The sequence below is a fragment of the Burkholderia sp. MSMB617WGS genome (genome assembly GCF_001532025.2).
Classification (GTDB): domain Bacteria; phylum Pseudomonadota; class Gammaproteobacteria; order Burkholderiales; family Burkholderiaceae; genus Burkholderia; species Burkholderia savannae.
Genome location: NZ_CP013457.1, coordinates 3,014,210 through 3,029,219 on the forward strand (window position 1 = coordinate 3,014,210; position 15,010 = coordinate 3,029,219).

Consider the following 15,010-nt stretch of genomic DNA (forward strand, 5'->3'; position numbering starts at 1 on the left):
GCAGGTCTCACGATCTGCTTTTCCACCCATAAGGACACTCGGATCGGCAACGTGGTCCGGGATCGGCGACCGCCATCCCGGGTCGACAGAAGCATTGGAAACCGACCGCGCCACGAGCAACTATAGCGCCACGGCCGCATCCAAGGTACGTCGGCCGTGGCGCTCGAAGTTCCGCCCGCCTCTCACGCCCATCCGATCCGACTTCTTGGGTCATGAGCGGCCCCGATTGCAAAGCGACCGCTTGCTCATCCGGCAAACTTCTACGCCCCTACCCTTCAAGATCGGCAGCGAAAAAACCATCCGGCACTTTCGGCAATGCGCGCAGTTCAGACGCCTTGAACTGAAGCTCCTTAGGGATCATCTCTTTAACGTTGGGCCGACGTCGAAAACCAGTAAAAATGGAATAATCCAAAATAAAAGCCTCAAATCGCTCCCCAGCTTTACCGGGCGTGATCGATTGGTGTATCAAATGCACCATGCGTAGATCACTAAGCACTTGAACGATAACCCGCTCATTAGAATCATCGCTTCGAACAAGAAACGCATTGATCTTATTATCATCCAAACACAGCGATTCCAATCTCGACAATGCGTTTCGAAGCACGCCCGCTTCGTTGCGCGCATCCCTCTGCAAATCGTCCATTTTTTGCTGACCGAACTCTCCGATCGCGATATTAACATCGGACAGAGTAACCGTCACATGTCGATTACGACTCGCATGTTCCAACGAGCGCCCAAACATTTGCAGAAAATCTCGGGGTACGCCAGCATTAGCCCATGCCAATCGACGAAACGCAGCTTCCGGTATCACTGAACTGCCAAGACCATAACCGACGGCATTTAGAAATCCTTCAAGGATTGCTCGCAGGTGTGCCTGAGCAGCCTCGGGATTCTCCAGCGTCAAATCCAACGACACATATTGGGCATCACCAGGAACTTGCAGCCCCTTCCTGTCGCTTGGAGAATATACATTCAGGAGGGAACTGAGACCTGCGACCTTTAACCAACCATTTGCGCCCTTCAACGACGCATTTAGCGTGTGCAACAAGCGTGGTTGGCATTCATGGTCTATAAGATGAAAGTCGTCGAGGAAAAGGAAAGCATTACCCTTCGCCGCCTTCGTCAGATGCGAAAGTACGCGCTTTATAGCGACGGGGGCTCGATCTACCGATGTCGCTCCCGAAGAGATATTTTCCGCGATCGACATAAGCGGTTGTGCGTCGATCGCTACATGCGTCCGAAAGCCGACCTCTTGTGCCGCAGACGCCATCGAGGTGCACATATCGTAAAGCACTTCTCGAATCAAATCCTCGCCACTTAACGTGGAGTAGGTCTGCATGTCGAGAATAGCAACAATAGATGGCGTCTCCGAGAGAAGTTCTGCAGCCCTTCTTATTAGTGTTGATTTTCCGACACCCCGTCGACCTCGGACGATATGTGATGCCGGCTGGGCCAATTGGTGATCTTCTCGCTTTTGAAACGGCACATACGGGACAGAGTAGCCACCAATAGGCTCTCCTTGTGATACTTCTCGTGTCGACCGAGTTAGCAAAGTCAGTAACGCGCTAGCTTCGGTGGATGCAGGGAAGCTGCTCGCCTTTTCTGGAGCAAGCGCCATCGCACCCTTAAAGGGATTGCTATCGGGCAGTCTCTTTTGGCTTTCATAAAGCGCATAGGTATAAAGCGGCGCCTCACGCCCCACAGCGAATTTCAAGAATTCTCGGTTCCCCACCAATACCCGGCAATTGGGGACGCCAGTAACCCCGATTTCACGCTCAAATGCGTCAATTGCCTCTTCGGCGCTACGATCGTCATTCATTTCGTTGGTCATAGTGTCATACCGCATTTGGCGTTCAGATAATGTCGTGCTGCGTGGATAAATGCTTCGGCTTCTGCTATAGCCTCATCGGGTTTCATGGTGTGCTCTGACGCTGTCGTGCCCCAATTGTCATAATCAGCCCGCAATCGATGCTCGTACAGTTTCCCAACTCGACTTGCCCAGGAGCCAACATCTGGAAAATCACCGGGCAAATCCGATGACGCCTTGCTATGGTCGTCACCTTTGAGGCTCACGAAGCCCTGAACCATGTATCGAACGCCCTTTGATGCGTTGTAAGCGGCGTAATATGCACGCGAGAAGCAAGCCCTAGGGCATCCGACCGCGAGAATTTTCTTGGCCTCCGCCAAGTGCTCTTCGCCGAGTTGAAACCAAGCGGTGCAGACATGCTGGGCGTACAGCGCAAGGTCAGGAGTCGGCCAACCGAGAGTTGATAGCTTCCGCGCAAACTCAAGGTGATTGGTAGAGAGTTTCAAAAACTCCAACTCGTGAACCGGCAGTGCAATTTTCACCATGATTTGTGGGTACCGGCTGTCCATTGGGTCGGCCGATTGTACATCGGCAGTAGGTGAATCTCAGTATGGGCGACCATGGTCAGATCGTAGGGGGATGACAGACCGGGGTCCCGAAATATGGACCACGGCCGGGAAGGTGGCGGCGCGGGGGCACTCTTTGCGCGTGGCGTTCCAGACCGCAGGGAAACTTGTAAACGAGTAAGCAAACGCTCCACACGAGCCCGCCTGTCTCCAACGTTGTCTCCAAGAAAATGTGTGTTTTGGAGATAGACTTGGAGATAGCCGCAGCCTTGCCAGACAAGGCCCACAAGCCGAAACGAGTGTTTATCTCCAAATCTCCAGATATTTTTGCTTCCAGCGGCACGACAAGGTTACGCACAGCGCCCCTTGCGACTGATCGAGCCTGCACCGATGCGCTTGTTGGTATTTTTGTTGGTATATCCGGAACATCGCCGCCCGAGGAGCCTATGCAGGCGTGAGATATGAATTCTGTCGGGGGACCAGTCATGCTCCCAGCCATCCCCAAGATTCACAAGAAATCCCCCGCTCGGGCCCGTCTGGCGGCCTTCTAGCTCCCATCGTTACCCAAGGTTGCTCCGCGACAGCCGGAGAAAGTGTTGGTATTTTTTGCTGGTATCAGCCGATACCAACAACAGAGATACCAACAATGCCGCTCACGCCGTGCAGGTACGGAACGCGAAGGCCAGCGCGGCCCCGTACAAACTCACGGACGGCAACGGAATGTTCTTGCTCGTCCAACCGAACGGCGCGAAGTACCGGCGTTTGTCCTAGCGCTTCCTCGGCAAACAGAAAACGCTCACCCTAGGCGCCTATCCGGCCGTCACGCTCGCGACGGCACGGAAGAAGTGCGACGAGGCCCGCGAACAGATCGCGGCCGGCATCGATCCGGGCGAAGCGAAGAAGGACGCAAAACGGGCCGCCGAAATCGCGGCGGCAAACTCATTCGAGGCAGTAGCGCGCGAGTGGTACGGCTCCCAGCGTCCGGGCTGGAGCGACGGCTACGCGGAGAAGGTGCTGAATTCGCTTGAGGTCGACGTGTTTCGGAAGATCGGCGCTCGCCCGATCGCGGAGATCGATTCGCCGCACATGCTGAGCATCGTTCGCGAAGCCGAGGCACGCGGGATACGCGAGACGGCGAAGCAAATCCTCCGGCGCTCTCGCGCGGTCTTCCAGTAAGGGATCATGACCGGACGCTGTCGGGGCTACAGACCACTCCATAACGCTCGGTCATCGCGCGGCCAGATCCGCAAGGCGCCCCTCGCCCGTCACGCATCGCCGCCAAACGGATTGATCGGCTCAGGCGAAAAGCACGCCCCCTCCGCAACCAGACCGCGCGCACTCCGATCGGCGATCATCTGCGGCCCCGTTCGACCATTCATCCGTCCGGGGCCGCGCGTTCCGCATCACTTCCAGTTCGGGTCCTGCTTCAATTGATCCTGCAGATACGCCTTCATCCGTTCGTCCGGCATGCCGAACCAGCGGAAGCTCGCGTACTTGCTCGGCGCGTCGTATGCGCCCGGCGTCTCCGGCAGCGTCACCAGCATCCCCCACACCCGATGAGAATCCTCGTCGATCACGCCGTAGAACTGATTGGCCGCGCAATCGTGCGGCTTGCACATCCAGCCCACCAGATACGACGCGCCCTCGACCTGCTCGCGCCGGTACGGCGAGCTGACCCGGTTGTCGCTTGCGAGCCATTCCGGCACTCGCTTCTCGCTGGCGATCATCCGCTGCCACTCGGCGCGATGCGCGCTCTGCGCGATGGCCTCGGAAAAAGTCGGCGTCTGCGCCGGCTCGTCGGCGGCCGCCGCCGCACCCGCGATGCCGGCAACCAGGACGGCGAGCGCCGCGCGGCGAGCGGTCGAACGATAATGTCGAATGATCATGAATGCCCCCGGGAAAATTCGTTTCGAATGAGACGCAAGCCCGGTCGGCAAGTTCCGCCGCGCGGCGAGCAGGCGAGCAACCGTTCGGCTTCGGCGCGAAAACGCGCAATAAATGCCCGCATCGTGTCGCGACCGGCGCCCGCCTCGACTTCGATTGAATGCCTTGCCGTTCACATGCTCTTGTGCAATGTCCGTCGCCGCTCGATTCGCGGGGCTCGGCGTTCGAGCAATCAAAGCGATTGCCCGAATGAACGACATCGAGCGAGCGGCAACGGCGCGAGCCAAACGGAAAGCGCTGCCGCGCTGCCGGCGCGCATCCGGCGGCCCGAATTCCGGGTGGGACAGCGGAAGGAAACGCTCGACGCGCCAATCGAGGCGAGCTTGAACAAGCAGATGTTCGTGCCGCGATTCGGCATCGTCGGCGCGATGGACTCGCATCGCTTCATGTCGGCGTCGACCTGCGGCGCATCAGATCCTCTGCCCCCCGAATGTCGGCGAATCCGCTGGCGCCTCGACATCGAAGCGCGCGTTCATCGCGGCCGAATCCATGTCGCGCTCCGTTCGAACCGCCATCGACATCCGCGCTGCCGGCTGGCGCGCGCGATGCGTGCCTTGCAAGGCCGCGCGCTTTGCTGCGATGATTGCCGTCGATCCGACGCTCCTCCGGAGGCCGCGCGCAAAGCCGACGAGGGCGACCGAGCGTCGCCCTGCGCACCATGCGGGCGCGTCGGCCACCGCCCGACCGCCGCGAGCCGCCTGCGCGCGGCCGCCACGAAGCCTTCCGAATCGCGATGAAAACCACTCCGCCCGATCCCGCCACCCAGCAACGCAGACGCCCGTCGAACCTCGTGCTGAACATCTTCGCCGCGCTGATCGGCCTGGTCACGTTCGGCCTCGGCGCGGCATGGGTGATCTACACGTGGCTCGTCGACCGCGAAGCGCCGTATTTCGCAATTCCGCTCGTCTTCTCGGTGCCGGTGATCGTCGCGGTCGCCGTGCGCGGCATCTGGGAGTGACGCGCGCCCGCACGCGCAGGCGTCGCCTCGCGCTCTCCATCCTTCGCCGCCGCTCGCGCGGCGCCTTCCGTCAAACTCCGCCGCAGCCATCGAAATCGCCGACGCCGCGAATTTCCCGGCCGCTCCGCTGTCCTATCGCGCGACACGTTCGCCCGACTCCCACTCCGCTCCCGATCGCCATGCCCTCCACGCCGCATCGTCCGCGCACCCGTCACTTTCTCGTCCGTCTGATGTCCGCCGTCTGCGTCGTCTGGTTCACGTCTGTTCTGTGCGTCGCGCTCGCGTCGCCCGCCCATGCGGCGGGAAAGGCCTGCGCTCGCACGTCGGCCGCGCACGGCAGCGCCTGTCGCGTCGCGCGCAGCGCTCATGCGAAGCCGGTGAAGCACGTCAAGCGCGCCGCCCGCGCGCGGCATCGTCATCCGCATGCGAAGCAAAAGCGCATGGCGCTCCACCGCAAGACCGGGCATCGCGCGCGTTCGACCGCGCTTGCGCATCAGCCGACGCGCAAGCGCCAGCGCGCGCCGCACCGCGCCGTCGTCGCGGCCGAGAAGCCGAAGCTGCTCGCGAGCTGCGGCTACACGGCCGCGTCACGCAGCCTGTTACGTTCGCGCGCAGCCTACGTCGTCGACGAACGGACGGGCGCGGTGCTGATCGAGAAGAACGCGAACCGTGTCGTGCCGATTGCGTCGATCACGAAACTGATGACGTCGATGGTCGCGCTCGACACGCGCGCGCCGATGTCGCGGCCGCTGCGCGTGAGCGCGCAGGACCGCGACTACGAGAAATTCACGGGATCGCGGCTGAAAGTCGGCTCGGTGCTGTCGCGCCGCGACATGCTGCACATCGCGCTGATGTCGTCGGAAAACCGCGCGGCGGCGGCGCTGTCGCGCGACTATCCAGGCGGACGGCCCGCGTTCGTCGCCGCGATGAACCGCAAGGCGCGCACGCTCGGCATGAAGCGTACGCACTTCGTCAACGCGACCGGGCTGTCGCCGCGCAACGTGTCGACGGCGCGCGATTTGTCGCGGCTCGTCGCCGCGGCGAACCGCTATCCGCGCATCAAGACGTTCTCGACCGATACGTCGAAGACGGTCTTCCCCGGCCGCGGCCAGCTCCAGTACGTGAATTCGGATGCGCTCGTGCGCGCCGGCGATTCGAGCATCGTGCTGCAGAAGACGGGCTTCATCAACGAAGCCGGCCATTGCGTCGTGCTCCGCTACGCGGTGCGCGGACGCCCGGTCGACATCGTGCTGCTCGGCGCGCCGGGGCCGAGCGACCATCTTGCGGACGCGCGGAAAATCCGCAACTGGCTCACGTGCTCGATGCCGTGATGCCTTCGCTTGCGCGCGCCGGGGCGCCGCGGTCCGCGCGCCGCACGCATCGCGTGCGGCCGCCGCCGCGGCTCCGGATCGACGGACACGGCGCGGCTTACTTCTCGACCGCGCGCGCCACTTCGTTCGAGCCGTACCACAACCGGTATCGAACCTCGAACTCGTTCGGCACGTACACGACGATCGGCAGACGGCTGTTGTAGCGCAACAGGTAGCCGCCGCCGCGCACGGGCACGAACGCCTCCTGCGCTTCCTGGCCCGGGCACGCCATCAACGTGCCGGCCGGCCCCTTCACGTCGGCGAGCACGTAATACGGATAGCCCCAACCCTTGACCGTCTCGTGCTTGAGTTCGCCGCCGAACCAGTGCTGGTTGCAATCGACCTTGATCTTCTTGCCGATCACCAGTTCGACGCGAATGTCGTCCTCCAGCTTTTCGGCCGGCAGCACGATCACCTCGCGCTTCTGCCCCGCCTGGGCGGCCGGGAACATCTTGATGTCTTCCGCGGACGGCGTGGGCGCGGACGCGGGATCGACGCCCGCGGCGGGCGTCGCGGCGCTCGCCGCCGCCGCGACGCCGGAGAAGCCGACGAATGCGGCGCACGCCGCCCAGGCGGCCAAGCGAGAGGCTGATTTCATACGGTGCTCCTGATGAGTGATTGAATTGAACGGAAGCGCGGCGCACAGCCGGCTTCCGCACTGCGACTGCTTACGTGATTGTAATGTGCAGACACAATTCGCTTCGCACCAAGCGAGTTCGAGCGAATCACAATGCAAACGGCAGTGAAAACAGGGAGAAGGGAGAAAGTCATGCTGAAACTCGTCGCTTCGCTCGGGGCCGCTGCGCTCCTTGCCGGTTGCGTCGCCGTGCCGGACAACGGTTACGGCTATGGCTACGCGCAACCGTATTATCCGGGCGACTACGCGTACGTGCCAGGCTACGCGCCCGTGTACGGAACGGTGAACATCTGGGGCGGCGGCGGATGGCGGGACCGCGACCATTGGCGCGGCGACGACCGCTGGCGAGGCGGCGACCAGTGGCGCGGCGGTCGCGGCAATGGCTGGCAAGGCGGTCGTGGCCCGGCTGGCGGGCGCAATGTCCGCGGGGGCAACGATTGGCCGGGCGGCGGCGGCCACGGCGGTGGCCGTGGCGGAAGGCACTGACGCCAACCGTGGATTTGCAACGAGTTGTATCGAGAAAGGAAGCAGCGCGACCGGGCTGGCCATGGTCCGGTTGATCGCGACGGGCGCGCTCACGTGCGCTCATGGCGCCGCCGTTCGGTTCGCGTGAGGGATGCTCGGGGCGTCGGTGACGCTGTCGCGCGGCCCGTCAATGGGCGAGCGGCCGCGGCCGCCCGTCTAGCGCAGCGCCGCTGCGTCACCCGCCGCTGCGTCACCTATCGCGCGCGTCTCGCGGAACGCCCGGACGCGGCATTTGGCGGCGTACGTCCATTTGACGCGCTTCTGTTCGGCGACCCGCCGGCCGACTGCCGTCGTCTTCAGAGCCCTACGATCATCCGACGGCCACACGCTCCTCCGCCCCATCGTTTCGGCGGTTTCGGTTTCGGCGGTTTCGGCGTGATCCGATGCGCGCCGCATCGAACCGAAGCCCGCCCGATCGTGCGCGGCGGCCCGCGCATCGGCGCGCCGCTCAAGCGGGACGCTCACATCACCAACCGGCAGGCCGCGGCTGCGCGTAGCCATACGCGCCGTAACCGCCGCCATCGTATGCTTGCGCGCCGCAATCGACGTAAGCGCGTCGATACTGATCGTAGCAATAGCCCGCGGGCGGCGCGCCGTAAGCCGGCGCGGGTTGATACTGCGCCGGCTGATAGGCCGGGGCCTGATAGACGGGCGCCGAGTACGCGACGGCCGGCGCGGGATTCAGCGCGGACGTGACGATCGCGCCCAGCACCGCGCCGCCGATCAGCGCGCCGACGATGTCGCCGCCGCGATCGTGCGCGCCGGCCGGCCCCGCGAGCGCGAGACTACCCGCCGTCACCAGAACTGCCGCGATCTTCTTCATGATGGACTCCGCCAAACGTGGTGCATGACGAGGCCCATTGTGGGCGCCGCCGGCCGTAATAGATGCAGCAAGTGGTAACGCGCAATTACGCGTGTCACATCCGCGCGCGCCGCCTGGGCCGTGCTACGATTTTTGGCACAAAGGAGACGCCCTCGATGAACCCCCACACCGCTCGCCGATTCGATACCGAGTTCGCACCGCGCATCGCGCGCGCAATCGGCGACTTGCTCGACCGACGGGCGAACACCGAGGTCGTCGGCTACGGCGGTCACGGCCATCCGACGCAGGTGCGGATCGTCTCGCCGCACGCCGAGCACGTGCGCGGCTACGCTCATCCGCTCGACATCGTGCTCACGTGGGACACCGACGAGATCGAGCGCCTGATGGCGCCACGGCGCCGCGCGCTTCGAGCGCTATCTCGCGGCGTTGAAACTCAAGCTGCCGGCCTGGGAAAACGCGCGCGGCATCGACTTCGGCTCGCGCACGCAGGCCGAAGTGCTCGTGCTGCTCGGCGGGCTCGATTTCGAGGCGTGACGACAGCACGCGGGCAGCGGGCGAGCCGCTTCGGGCGGTTGGCGGTTGGCGGTTGGCGGGCGGCGGGCGAGTTCGGTGCGTCGTGAAGCAAGCCCGTCCGGCAGAATGCATCGATTGGCCGATCAATCGATCGGGCGTCCTACTGCGACGGACGACGAGCATCATGCCCTGCCGCAGCGCTTTCGAGCGCTCCGCCACCCCATCGCCCCATCGCCCGATTGCCCGATCCCGAGCAGCCGCGTCCCTACCCGCGCGGCTTCGAGCAACTCGTGCCGCAAGCGCTTCCGCACCGCTTGCGCATACCGTCGCGCCACGCACGATAGGCGTCGCCGCGCGCCTTCACTCCCGCACGCCGCCCGACTTCACGATTCGGGCGCCGGTGATACACTCGATCGGCTCATGCCGACGCTTGCGAGCATGCGTTGCCGCGCCGCGAGCGTCATTCTGTCGAACTTCACAAGGAGGCCCCCATGGCTGATTTCCGGCTTTGGACTGACGAATTTCCGGCCAACGGCTTCATGCCGAAGGCACAGGAATACCACCACGAAGGCTTCGGCGTAGATGGCGGCAACCGGTCGCCCGCGCTTCACTGGGAAGGCGTGCCCGCCGATGCGAAGAGCCTCGCGCTCACCGTCTACGATCCCGACGCGCCGACGGGCAGCGGCTTCTGGCACTGGACCGTCGTCAACATCCCCGTCGACGCAACGAACCTGCCGCAAGGCGCGGGCGGCGCGGGCGGCGCTTCGCTGCCCGCAGGCGCCGTCCAGGTGCGCAACGACTACGGCGACGAAGGCTTCGGCGGCGCCGCGCCGCCGCGCGGCGACAAGCCGCACCGCTACGTCTTCCGGCTGCACGCGCTGAAGGTCGATACCTTGCCCGTCACGAAGGACACGACCAACGCGGTCGCCCGCTTCATGATCCATCTGAACGAAGTCGATTCGGCGACTTACACCGGTCTCTACGAACTGAAGTGAGCCGCCGTCCGGGCCGGGCGCCTCGCCCCCGGCCCTTCGCCACCGGCCGCGCGCCGCTCGCGCATGCCGGCGGTTGCATCCGCAACGAATCGCCGCTCCCTCGCCTCGCCATCGCTTCCGCCATGAACGCCGACTCCGGACTGCCGCTCCCGCAACGCTACTGGGCGATCGTCTGCGTCGCGCTAGGCATCACGCTCGCCGTGCTCGACGGCGCGATCGCGAACGTCGCGCTGCCGACGATCGCCCGCGATCTGCGCGCCTCCGACGCCGCATCGATCTGGATCGTCAACGCGTACCAGCTCGCCGTCACGATTTCGCTGCTGCCGCTCGCGTCGCTCGGCGACCGGATCGGCTACCGGCGCGTCTACATCGCGGGGCTCGCGCTCTTCACCGCGGCATCGCTCGGCTGCGCGCTGTCGAGCACGCTGCCCGCGCTCGCGACGCTGCGCGTGATCCAGGGCTTCGGCGCCGCCGGCATCATGAGCGTGAATACCGCGCTCGTGCGGATGATCTATCCGTCGTCGCAGCTCGGGCGCGGCGTCGCGATCAATGCCATGGTCGTCGCGCTGTCGTCGGCGGTCGGGCCGACCGTCGCGTCCGCGGTGCTCGCCGTCGCGCCCTGGCCGTGGCTCTTCGCGATCAACGTGCCGATCGGCATCGCCGCCGTGTACGGCAGCCTGCGCGCGCTGCCCGTGAATCCGGGCCGCGACGCGCCGTACGACTTCATCGGCGCGGCGATGAACGCGTGCGTGTTCGGGCTGCTGATCGTCTCCGTCGACGGGCTCGGTCACGGCGAGAATCGCGCGAACGTCGCGGCCACCGCACTCGCGGCCGTCGTCATCGGCTACTTCTTCGTCAGGCGCCAGTTGTCGCAGCCCGCGCCGCTTTTGCCCGTCGATCTGCTGCGCATCCCGATCTTCGCGCTGTCGATCGGCACGTCGGTCGCGTCGTTCACGTCGCAGATGCTCGCGTTCGTCGCGCTGCCGTTCTGGCTGCAGAACACGCTCGGCTTTTCGCAGGTGCAGACCGGGCTCTACATGACGCCGTGGCCGCTCGTCATCGTGGTCGCCGCGCCGCTCGCGGGCGTGCTGTCCGACCGCTATTCGGCGGGCGCGCTGGGCGGCATCGGCCTCGCGCTCTTCGCATCCGGCCTCCTCGCGCTCGCAACGATCGGCGCGCATCCGGCGCCCGTCGACATCGTCTGGCGGATGGCGCTCTGCGGCGCGGGCTTCGGGCTCTTCCAGTCGCCGAACAACCGCGCGATCCTGTCGTCCGCGCCGCGCGAACGCGCGGGCGGCGCAAGCGGGATGCTCGGCACCGCGCGGCTCACCGGGCAGACGCTCGGCGCCGCGCTCGTCGCGCTGATCTTCGGCGTCGCGCCGCAGCATGGGCCGACGATCGCGCTCTATGCAGCGACCGCGTTCGCCGCCGTCGCCGCCGCCGTCAGCCTGATGAGAATCAGGGCGAAACGCGACACGGCCGCCGCCGCGGGGTAACGCAAAGCCGCTCGCCGCGGCCGTCGGCCCCGTGTTGGATGCGCGGCCCGCCGCACGCCGTTTCCCGGCCGGTTTCGCCGCCTCCGCGCCGAAGCGCCATCCGCCCGCATCGCCTGTTCATCCCGCGCTCTCCCGCGATCCATCGCCGCGCATCCGGCCCTCAACGTCCCGCCACTTTCGCAGCGCGGCGCGGCCTCGTCGACTCGGCCGTTCGGACGATCCGCCCCTCATGACCGGCTCATGACCGCCCCATGACCGCCGCGCGAAGCGCCCACCGCCCTGCCGCCAACGACACCCGCGCGACGGCTCCACGTTCCTACCCCGCTAAATCTCCGCCCGCCCTCCGGCCGTCGTCGCCCGATTCCGCACGCACGCCCCGCCTCGGCCCGCACTCCTTACCTCGCCGCCTGTCCAATACATGCCCGCGCCGCGAATCGAGCGCGTCCGCCGTTCCGGCGACGGGCTTCGGTTGGTCTTCACGCAACCGTCAGGAGGGCGCCATGTCATTGATCGTCGCAGCACGCTTCACGACGCAGCGCGCCGCCGAGACCGCCGCCAAGCGGCTTCTCGAAAGCGGCTTCGTCGCCGAGGATGTCAGTCTGTTCTTCGTCAATCCGCGCGGCCAGCACGCGCGACCGTCATCCGAATACCTGTCCCACGCGGAACACCCGGCCGCGCCGCCTCCCGTCGGCGCGCTGCAGCACGCGAGACACAGCACGACGATCGGCGCCGTCGCAGGCGCGATCTTCGGCGTCGCGCTGTTCTCGCTCTTCACGCCATCGCTCGTCGTCGCGATCTGTGCGGCGGGCGTGGGCGCGTATCTCGGCGGATGGCTCGGCCGGATGATGCACAAGGAGGACTTCACGCGCGCGCATGCGCGCGAGCTCGCGCACGAGGCGATCCATCACGAGATGCGCTCGTCCGGAATGCTCGTCGCCGTACACGTGACGGCCGACTCCCAAGCCGACGCCGCGCGCGTGCTCGCCGATGCGGGCGGCAGCGACATCGAGCGCGCGACCGGGCGCTGGCAGTCGGGCCGCTGGGCGGACTTCGATCCGACCCGCACGCCCGAGCCGTTCAACGGCGCGCAGCAACCGACGCACCGCCACGCGTGAGCGGCGCGGCCGCATTCAGTGAAATACCCGAACGACGGCGGCAATCAGGAAGGAAACCGAAGCGAGGGCGAGGCGGGCGAGCGTGCCGATGCGGCGTCGATCGGCGCGCTCGCCCGTTGATGCCGGAAAGAAGAGGCAAGAATCGCGGCGGCGGTCACGCCGCCGCCGCGACGAAATCGAGAACGAAGCGGCAACGCTCGTCGACGCTCGCGCGCGGCAGTTCGATCAGCCGATACCCGCACGCCGCGTAGGTGTCGACCATCGTGTCGTAAGTGCGCACCGCCTGCGCGTAATCCTGCTTGCGTTCGGCATCCTGCACATAGATCTCCGGCCACGGCGGCGCGATGAACACGTCGCGGCAATAGCGAAACCGCTCGGCGGCCGCGGCGAGATGCGCGGGAACGGGCAGCGCGGACAGCGTCAGATAGCCGATCACGTCGGGCACGCCGCGATCGAAGAACACCGGCCCGCGCGCGCGACGCGCGAGATGATGCGAGCGCATTTCCCAACCGAGCATCAATTCGGCGAACGCGGCGCGATCGCGCCACGGCAGCGCATGTCCGCCGATCGCCGTCTGATCCTGGATCACGCCGCGCCCGGCTTCGTGCGAGCGCGCGCAGCCGCGCGCTTCGAGCGCATCGATCAGCGTGCTCTTGCCCGAGCCCGGCCCGCCCGTGATCACGAAAAAACGCGCGACCGCGGCATCGGCATCGGCATCGGCATCGGCATCAGCGTCGGTGCCCGGTTCGCCCGCGCGCGCGTCGGCGCCCGCGTCAAGCATTCGCGACGCGCCGCCCCGCGCGCTGCGTGACCGACGCGGCCGTCGCGACGCTGCGCAGATCCGCGAGGAACGAATCGCGCCACACCGACAGATCGTTGCCGCGCAGCCGCTCGATGTTCTCCGCGTGGCGCGCCTGCCGCTCCTCGAGCGGCATCGCGAGCGCGCGCTCGAGCGACTCCGCCATCTGCGACAGGTCGAACGGGTTCACGAGCAACGCGCCCGGCAGCTCGGCCGCGGCGCCCGCGAATTCGGACAGCACGAGCACGCCCGGATCGTTCGAATCCTGCGACGCGACGTACTCCTTCGCGACGAGATTCATCCCGTCGCGCAGCGGCGTCACGTAGCCGACCTGCGACAGCCGGAACAGCGCCATCAGCAGATTGCGCTCGTACTTGCGGTTCAGGTACTGGATCGGCGTCCAGTCGAGCTGCGCGAAGCGGCCGTTGATGCGCCCCGCCTCGCCTTCGAGCGTCTGCCGGATGCGCTGATAGGTCTGCACGTCGGAGCGGGTCGGCGGCGCGATCTGCACGAGCGACACGCGCCCCTGCCAGCCGGGCGCGTTCGCGAGCATCCGCTCGAACGCCTGGAAGCGCTCGACGAGGCCCTTCGAGTAGTCGAGACGATCGACGCTGATCACGAGCTTGCGCTCGCCCATCGTGTCGCGCAGCGCCTTCACCGCCTTGCGCGAGCCGTATTCGACGGCCGCCTTGCCGATCGCGTCCGGATAGATGCCGATCGGATACGCGGCGACCTTCACGACGCGGCCGTGCGCGTGCAGTATCCCGTCCTCGCTCGACGTGCCGAGCCCGCGCCGTTCGATGTAGTCGACGAACGCCTGCTTGTCGTTTTCCGTCTGCAAGCCGACGACGTCGTACGCGCACATGAACTTCATCAGCTCTTCGTGCGGCGGGACGGTGCGCAGGACCTCGGACGACGGGAACGGAATGTGCAGAAAGAAGCCGATCGGATTCTTCACGCCGAGCTCGCGCAGGCAATGCGCGAACGGCAGCAGGTGGTAGTCGTGCACCCAGATGATGTCGTCGGGCTGCACGAGCTCGCGCAGATGCTTCGCGAGCGCGCAGTTCACGCGCAGATAGCCCGCGTATTCCTGGCGATCGAAGCGCGCGAGATCCCCGCGATAGTGGAACACGGGCCAGAGCGTGGCGTTCGAGAAGCCGCGGTAGTACTGGTCGTAGTCGCGGCGGGTGAGGCCGACGGTCGCGTAGGTCACGTTGCCGTCCCGCTCGATCACGGGCGCCTCGGGCGCGCCGGCGATCTCGCCGTTCCAGCCGAACCAGACGCCGCCCGTCTCCTTCAGCGCGTCGAGCACGCCGACCGCCAGCCCGCCCGCGGTCGGACGCGCATCCTGGCCGGCCGCCACGCGATTCGATACCACGATCAATCTGCTCATTACGGCTTACCCTCCTGTAGTCAGATTGCCCGGCGAACGGGTTACAGCCTTCCCGCCGAATCAGGCAAG

Annotated in this window: 15 protein-coding genes and 2 pseudogenes; 9 read left to right on the forward strand and 8 right to left on the reverse strand. The window is 65.8% G+C overall.

What is annotated here, in order from left to right; genetic code table 11:
• Nucleotides 1-268 precede the first annotated feature (268 nt).
• Together WT60_RS33710 and WT60_RS33715 are read right to left on the reverse strand one after the other, a co-directional pair.
• Nucleotides 269-1,831: an ATP-binding protein gene (locus WT60_RS33710; protein WP_145986796.1), complete on the reverse strand. Its 1,563-nt coding sequence runs from the start codon at nt 1,829-1,831 to the stop codon at nt 269-271.
• Nucleotides 1,828-2,352, reverse strand: coding sequence for a hypothetical protein (locus tag WT60_RS33715; protein WP_145986797.1), 525 nt, complete (start codon nt 2,350-2,352; stop codon nt 1,828-1,830). The genes WT60_RS33710 and WT60_RS33715 overlap by 4 nt, the downstream gene beginning before the upstream one ends.
• 681 nt (nt 2,353-3,033) lie before the next feature.
• On the opposite strand from WT60_RS33715, the pseudogene WT60_RS35695 reads away from it, so the two are divergent.
• A pseudogene (locus WT60_RS35695) lies at nt 3,034-3,546 on the forward strand (integrase arm-type DNA-binding domain-containing protein); the annotation flags it as partial.
• A 230-nt stretch (nt 3,547-3,776) separates the two neighbouring features.
• Here WT60_RS35695 and WT60_RS14850 read toward each other — a convergent pair.
• Nucleotides 3,777-4,259, reverse strand: a complete 483-nt coding sequence (locus WT60_RS14850) for an inhibitor of vertebrate lysozyme family protein (RefSeq protein ID WP_038753620.1) — start codon at nt 4,257-4,259, stop codon at nt 3,777-3,779.
• 27 nt (nt 4,260-4,286) lie between these two features.
• Here WT60_RS14850 and WT60_RS14855 point away from each other — a divergent pair, with 27 nt between their 5' ends.
• From WT60_RS14855 to WT60_RS14865, 3 genes are all read left to right on the forward strand, one after another.
• Complete coding sequence (locus tag WT60_RS14855; protein WP_145986798.1) at nt 4,287-5,054, forward strand: hypothetical protein; 768 nt, start codon at nt 4,287-4,289, stop codon at nt 5,052-5,054.
• Nucleotides 5,051-5,275, forward strand: coding sequence for a hypothetical protein (locus WT60_RS14860; RefSeq protein ID WP_038753614.1), 225 nt, complete (start codon nt 5,051-5,053; stop codon nt 5,273-5,275). Before WT60_RS14855 ends, WT60_RS14860 begins: the two co-directional genes overlap by 4 nt.
• A gap of 179 nt (nt 5,276-5,454) precedes the next feature.
• Nucleotides 5,455-6,606, forward strand: coding sequence for a serine hydrolase (locus tag WT60_RS14865; RefSeq protein ID WP_038753612.1), 1,152 nt, complete (start codon nt 5,455-5,457; stop codon nt 6,604-6,606).
• A 97-nt stretch (nt 6,607-6,703) separates the two neighbouring features.
• Here the strand turns inward: WT60_RS14865 and eco are convergent, their stop codons facing one another.
• Nucleotides 6,704-7,243 carry a serine protease inhibitor ecotin gene (gene eco / locus WT60_RS14870; protein WP_038753609.1) on the reverse strand — a complete coding sequence of 180 codons (540 nt, stop codon included), beginning with the start codon at nt 7,241-7,243 and terminating at the stop codon, nt 6,704-6,706.
• 171 nt (nt 7,244-7,414) lie between these two features.
• On the opposite strand from eco, the gene WT60_RS14875 reads away from it, so the two are divergent.
• Nucleotides 7,415-7,768, forward strand: coding sequence for a hypothetical protein (locus WT60_RS14875; RefSeq protein ID WP_059574721.1), 354 nt, complete (start codon nt 7,415-7,417; stop codon nt 7,766-7,768).
• 195 nt (nt 7,769-7,963) lie between these two features.
• On the opposite strand, the gene WT60_RS14880 is transcribed toward WT60_RS14875, so the two are convergent.
• Both WT60_RS14880 and WT60_RS14885 read right to left on the reverse strand, forming a co-directional pair.
• Complete coding sequence (locus WT60_RS14880; protein WP_145986799.1) at nt 7,964-8,308, reverse strand: hypothetical protein; 345 nt, start codon at nt 8,306-8,308, stop codon at nt 7,964-7,966.
• Entirely contained in the window at nt 8,274-8,630 is a 357-nt protein-coding gene (locus WT60_RS14885; protein ID WP_038753600.1) for a hypothetical protein, read from the reverse strand. Before WT60_RS14885 ends, WT60_RS14880 begins: the two co-directional genes overlap by 35 nt.
• Nucleotides 8,631-8,785: 155 nt before the next feature.
• Here WT60_RS14885 and WT60_RS14890 point away from each other — a divergent pair.
• The 4 genes and pseudogenes from WT60_RS14890 (at nt 8,786) to WT60_RS14910 (ending at nt 12,749) form a co-directional block, all read left to right on the forward strand.
• Nucleotides 8,786-9,164 (forward strand): annotated as a pseudogene (locus WT60_RS14890) (DUF5594 family protein).
• A 470-nt stretch (nt 9,165-9,634) separates the two neighbouring features.
• Nucleotides 9,635-10,138, forward strand: a complete 504-nt coding sequence (locus tag WT60_RS14900; RefSeq protein ID WP_038753594.1) for a YbhB/YbcL family Raf kinase inhibitor-like protein — start codon at nt 9,635-9,637, stop codon at nt 10,136-10,138.
• A gap of 122 nt (nt 10,139-10,260) precedes the next feature.
• Complete coding sequence (locus WT60_RS14905; protein WP_038753592.1) at nt 10,261-11,634, forward strand: MFS transporter; 1,374 nt, start codon at nt 10,261-10,263, stop codon at nt 11,632-11,634.
• Nucleotides 11,635-12,134: 500 nt separating this feature from the next.
• Nucleotides 12,135-12,749, forward strand: coding sequence for a glycine zipper domain-containing protein (locus WT60_RS14910; protein ID WP_038753589.1), 615 nt, complete (start codon nt 12,135-12,137; stop codon nt 12,747-12,749).
• Between the two features lie 154 nt (nt 12,750-12,903).
• On the opposite strand, the gene WT60_RS14915 is transcribed toward WT60_RS14910, so the two are convergent.
• Together WT60_RS14915 and otsA are read right to left on the reverse strand one after the other, a co-directional pair.
• Entirely contained in the window at nt 12,904-13,530 is a 627-nt protein-coding gene (locus WT60_RS14915) for an AAA family ATPase (RefSeq protein ID WP_059671656.1), read from the reverse strand.
• Nucleotides 13,523-14,941 (reverse strand): alpha,alpha-trehalose-phosphate synthase (UDP-forming), encoded by a 1,419-nt coding sequence (gene otsA, locus WT60_RS14920; RefSeq protein ID WP_038753583.1) that lies wholly within the window; start codon nt 14,939-14,941, stop codon nt 13,523-13,525. Before otsA ends, WT60_RS14915 begins: the two co-directional genes overlap by 8 nt.
• Nucleotides 14,942-15,010 lie beyond the last annotated feature (69 nt).

What these genes read in the sequence shown, in the direction of transcription:
- WT60_RS33710 (WP_145986796.1), bottom strand. Translation starts at nt 1,831, where the DNA reads ATGACCAACGAAATGAATGACGATCGTAGCGCCGAAGAGGCAATTGAC.
- WT60_RS33715 (WP_145986797.1), bottom strand. Translation starts at nt 2,352, where the DNA reads ATGGTGAAAATTGCACTGCCGGTTCACGAGTTGGAGTTTTTGAAACTC.
- WT60_RS14850 (WP_038753620.1), bottom strand. Translation starts at nt 4,259, where the DNA reads ATGATCATTCGACATTATCGTTCGACCGCTCGCCGCGCGGCGCTCGCC.
- WT60_RS14855 (WP_145986798.1), top strand. Translation starts at nt 4,287, where the DNA reads ATGAGACGCAAGCCCGGTCGGCAAGTTCCGCCGCGCGGCGAGCAGGCG.
- WT60_RS14860 (WP_038753614.1), top strand. Translation starts at nt 5,051, where the DNA reads ATGAAAACCACTCCGCCCGATCCCGCCACCCAGCAACGCAGACGCCCG.
- WT60_RS14865 (WP_038753612.1), top strand. Translation starts at nt 5,455, where the DNA reads ATGCCCTCCACGCCGCATCGTCCGCGCACCCGTCACTTTCTCGTCCGT.
- eco (WP_038753609.1), bottom strand. Translation starts at nt 7,243, where the DNA reads ATGAAATCAGCCTCTCGCTTGGCCGCCTGGGCGGCGTGCGCCGCATTC.
- WT60_RS14875 (WP_059574721.1), top strand. Translation starts at nt 7,415, where the DNA reads ATGCTGAAACTCGTCGCTTCGCTCGGGGCCGCTGCGCTCCTTGCCGGT.
- WT60_RS14880 (WP_145986799.1), bottom strand. Translation starts at nt 8,308, where the DNA reads ATGGCTACGCGCAGCCGCGGCCTGCCGGTTGGTGATGTGAGCGTCCCG.
- WT60_RS14885 (WP_038753600.1), bottom strand. Translation starts at nt 8,630, where the DNA reads ATGAAGAAGATCGCGGCAGTTCTGGTGACGGCGGGTAGTCTCGCGCTC.
- WT60_RS14900 (WP_038753594.1), top strand. Translation starts at nt 9,635, where the DNA reads ATGGCTGATTTCCGGCTTTGGACTGACGAATTTCCGGCCAACGGCTTC.
- WT60_RS14905 (WP_038753592.1), top strand. Translation starts at nt 10,261, where the DNA reads ATGAACGCCGACTCCGGACTGCCGCTCCCGCAACGCTACTGGGCGATC.
- WT60_RS14910 (WP_038753589.1), top strand. Translation starts at nt 12,135, where the DNA reads ATGTCATTGATCGTCGCAGCACGCTTCACGACGCAGCGCGCCGCCGAG.
- WT60_RS14915 (WP_059671656.1), bottom strand. Translation starts at nt 13,530, where the DNA reads ATGCTTGACGCGGGCGCCGACGCGCGCGCGGGCGAACCGGGCACCGAC.
- otsA (WP_038753583.1), bottom strand. Translation starts at nt 14,941, where the DNA reads ATGAGCAGATTGATCGTGGTATCGAATCGCGTGGCGGCCGGCCAGGAT.